We start from the raw sequence: 3,163 nt of genomic DNA, 5'->3' as shown, positions 1-3,163 counted from the left end.
ATTTTTGAAGAAAGGCTCAGATTATAAAATCTAAGCCCTGACTTTTTAACTTACACACTTTGTGGGAGAGTGTCAAACTTGAGTTTCTCTTTTTTATTTTGAATATTTGTTATTTTATATCTCGCTCTTCATCCATCATTTTAATAGGATTTTGTCTTGCATCAAAAACATCACTGATTTCAATTCGATTCTTTGGTTCGTTAAACCAATAAATGATTTTGTAATTTTTATAAATCAAATATCTGAAATTTTCTTTTCTTGATAAAAGTAGTTCTTCCTTTTGCTCTATTTCTCTTTGAAAATCAAGTTCACTTATCTTTTCAACAATTCAGGTAACTAACTTTTTTGCTATTTTAGAACTGGCTTTTAATTTATAATAATCAAAAATATTTCTTAATTGTTCATTTGCAAAATTTGTCCAAAATACTTTTATTGCCATTGTTTAATTTCAGAAAGTAAATCACCAGATTCAATAACCTTATCATTTTTAGAATCTTCTAATGATTGATCAATTCTAGTATTTAATTCTTCAATAGAAAATGAATCAAAATGATTTTCATTATTAATTAAAATTTTCTCAAGGCGAAAAATTAGCTCTTCACTTTGAATCTTCAAGAACTCCTGAATAAATTTTAATTTTCTTGTTTGAATATCCATAATTGATATATTTAGATCAAAAATACAAATTAATTTTTTAAAAGAAATTTAATTAATTTCCCAACTCTTTGCTTGTGAATTGATAAGATAATCCCTTATAAACTTCAATGGTATTTTTCATTTTTACATGTTTAATTTAAAAATAAAAAATTTCTCAATTAAACAACCTCCTAAACTCTCCAGGCGACTGATTCGTCTTTTGTTTGAACATCTTACTGAATGACTGCGAATGCTCAAATCCCAATTCATAGGCGATTTCACTCACTGATAAACTGGTTGTGCTCAAACGCTCTTTGGCGGTGTCAATAATTTTATTCTGAATATGCTGTTGCGTATTTTGTTGGGTGTGAATTCGGAGTAAAGTTCCCAGGTAATTGGGCGAAATATTCATCTGTTCGGCAATGGTTTTTACAGAAGGAATTCCGTTTTCGAGAAGGTTTCCGTTTTCAAAATATTGAGAAAGTACTTCTTCAAATGTATCAAACAGTTCATGACTGGATTTTTTTCTGGTGAGAAACTGACGCTCGTAAAAGCGTTCCGAGTAAATCAGCATCAGTTCAAGTTGGGCAACAATCAATTCCTGCGTAAATTTATCAATATTATTCTGATATTCTTTTTCAATATTCTTAAACAGGTCAACGATGATTTTCTCTTCTTTATCGGAAAGAAAAAGGGCTTCATTGATTTGATAGCTAAAGAATTCGTACGATTTCATTTTCTTGATTAAAGAAGTACCCCAGAGAAAATCGGGATGGATCAGCAGAAGATATCCTGTCGGTTCTACTTCCACATCGGGTTTCATTTCAATTCTTAAAAACTGCAATGGGGAAATAAAACATAAGACTCCGGAATCAAAATCATACTGCTGTTGTCCGTAATTAAACTTAGCATTGACATTCCGCTTCAATCCAATCGAATAATAATTCTGGATCCATTTCATTTCATGGTCATCCACAGGATATCGAATCTTACTGTAATCGATGAGGCTGACCAACGGATGTTCAGGGCCCGGAAGGTTGCAGAATGTATGGAAATCAGAAATAGAATTAAAACGGAAGGTCTCTTTCATACGTACTAAATTAATGATTTTTTAAAAAATATAAGGTATTCATGCTATTAACAGAATCCTTCGACTTATTCCCAACCCGTCATAGTCTTTTCATAAAAACATAGCAGGAATAAATCGAAGAATTTCATAGTTTTGGAAGATTATTAAATTGCTGTAGATTCCGTTAAACTTTTCCAGTTTCTGGCATCGGTTGTCATGGCTTCGATCTTATTATTTAAAAACTCGTGTGTTTCAATCCCAAGAAGGAAATGGACCGGCGGGTTCTGCTCTTTGCTTAATGCGATCAGTGCTTCTGCTGCTTTTTCAGGATCATTCGGCTGATTTCCGTTGATCTCGTTAAGGTGCGCACTTTCAGAATTTCTTGCCGATTCATACGCTTCGATAGAGTGTGCCGGAGTTCTTACAGAATCTTTATTTAAGAAATCAGTACGGAAATATCCAGGATAAACAACAGTTGCATGAATGCCAAATGTCCTGGCTTCTTCCGCCAGTGCTTCGGTAAACCCGGCCACTGCGAATTTTGTAGAGCAATACACTCCCCAACCCGGAAAATTCCCCGAATATCCGCCAATTGAAGAAATATTAAAGATATTCCCGGATTTTTGTTCCCGAAGATAAGGCATTGAATTCCTGATCACATTTAGGCTTCCGAAAACATTGATGTCAAAATTTGCCCTTGCTTCTTCATCGCTGAGTTCTTCCAAAGTTCCCAGCTGTCCATAACCGGCATTGTTTACGATAACATCAATTCTTCCGAAATGTGCAACCGTTTTTGCTATTGCAGATTGTACATCATTATTGTCCGTGATATTCATATTCAACGGTAGGAAGCTTTCAGAAATATCTCCGAAGTCAGAAATTAAAGAATCAACAGTACGGCTTGTAGCAGCCACCTGGAATCCTTCAGACAATAATTTTTTAACCAATTCAAATCCTAAACCTTTTGAAGCTCCTGTTACGAACCATACTTTTTTTGTTTCCATTTTTAAATATTTTTTTGTTTAAATGATGGTACAAAGATGGGAAGATGCAGAACGGGAAATGTATCCCGATCAACGGATGATGTATTCAAATCGTGGATCGGATAAATACTTATAATTTTTACAAAGAAATGATTGTATGCAGTGAAATAAGTCACTTTAGCTTTTTCCTTATCCTGCTCAGCGACTGCTTGGTAATTCCAAGGTAAGATGCGATATGAGAAAGCGGAATCCGGTTCGTAAGGCCCGGATAATTTTCCAGAAATTTGGAATAACGGGTCGTGGCATCCTGGGAAACCAGCGGACTAATCCCGTTCTACTTTTCTGACTAAAGCTCTCGAAATCATTTTCTGCATGAGGTTGTCCCAAGAGAAATCCGGAAGTGGTAGTGTCTCACTAACTGTGTAAGTTAAAAAGTTATTCTGGAAAATTTTGAGCCCTTACAGCTCAAAAAATT

General features: G+C 34.5%; 3 protein-coding genes. All 3 read right to left on the bottom strand.

Translation table 11 applies throughout. The annotated features are described in order from the left end of the window. Nucleotides 1–429: 429 nt before the first annotated feature. The 3 genes from MKJ01_RS18710 to MKJ01_RS18700 all read right to left on the bottom strand — a co-directional run bounded on the left by MKJ01_RS18710 (nt 430) and on the right by MKJ01_RS18700 (nt 2,709). Nucleotides 430–657 (bottom strand): hypothetical protein, encoded by a 228-nt coding sequence (locus MKJ01_RS18710; protein ID WP_241615764.1) that lies wholly within the window; start codon nt 655–657, stop codon nt 430–432. Nucleotides 658–811: 154 nt separating this feature from the next. After that, on the bottom strand, nt 812–1,726 hold the full coding sequence (locus tag MKJ01_RS18705; protein ID WP_241615765.1) for an AraC family transcriptional regulator: 915 nt from the start codon (nt 1,724–1,726) through the stop codon (nt 812–814). Between the two features lie 143 nt (nt 1,727–1,869). Beyond that, on the bottom strand, nt 1,870–2,709 hold the full coding sequence (locus MKJ01_RS18700) for an SDR family NAD(P)-dependent oxidoreductase (protein WP_241615766.1): 840 nt from the start codon (nt 2,707–2,709) through the stop codon (nt 1,870–1,872). Nucleotides 2,710–3,163: the final 454 nt, after the last annotated feature.

Origin of the sequence: Chryseobacterium sp. SSA4.19, assembly GCF_022601875.1 — a bacterium.
Taxonomy (GTDB): domain Bacteria; phylum Bacteroidota; class Bacteroidia; order Flavobacteriales; family Weeksellaceae; genus Chryseobacterium.
Note: the sequence above shows the minus strand (reverse complement) of the source record. Positions and strands in the feature narration are given on the sequence as shown.

What these genes read in the sequence shown, in the direction of transcription:
- MKJ01_RS18700 (WP_241615766.1), bottom strand. Translation starts at nt 2,709, where the DNA reads ATGGAAACAAAAAAAGTATGGTTCGTAACAGGAGCTTCAAAAGGTTTA.
- MKJ01_RS18710 (WP_241615764.1), bottom strand. Translation starts at nt 657, where the DNA reads ATGGATATTCAAACAAGAAAATTAAAATTTATTCAGGAGTTCTTGAAG.
- MKJ01_RS18705 (WP_241615765.1), bottom strand. Translation starts at nt 1,726, where the DNA reads ATGAAAGAGACCTTCCGTTTTAATTCTATTTCTGATTTCCATACATTC.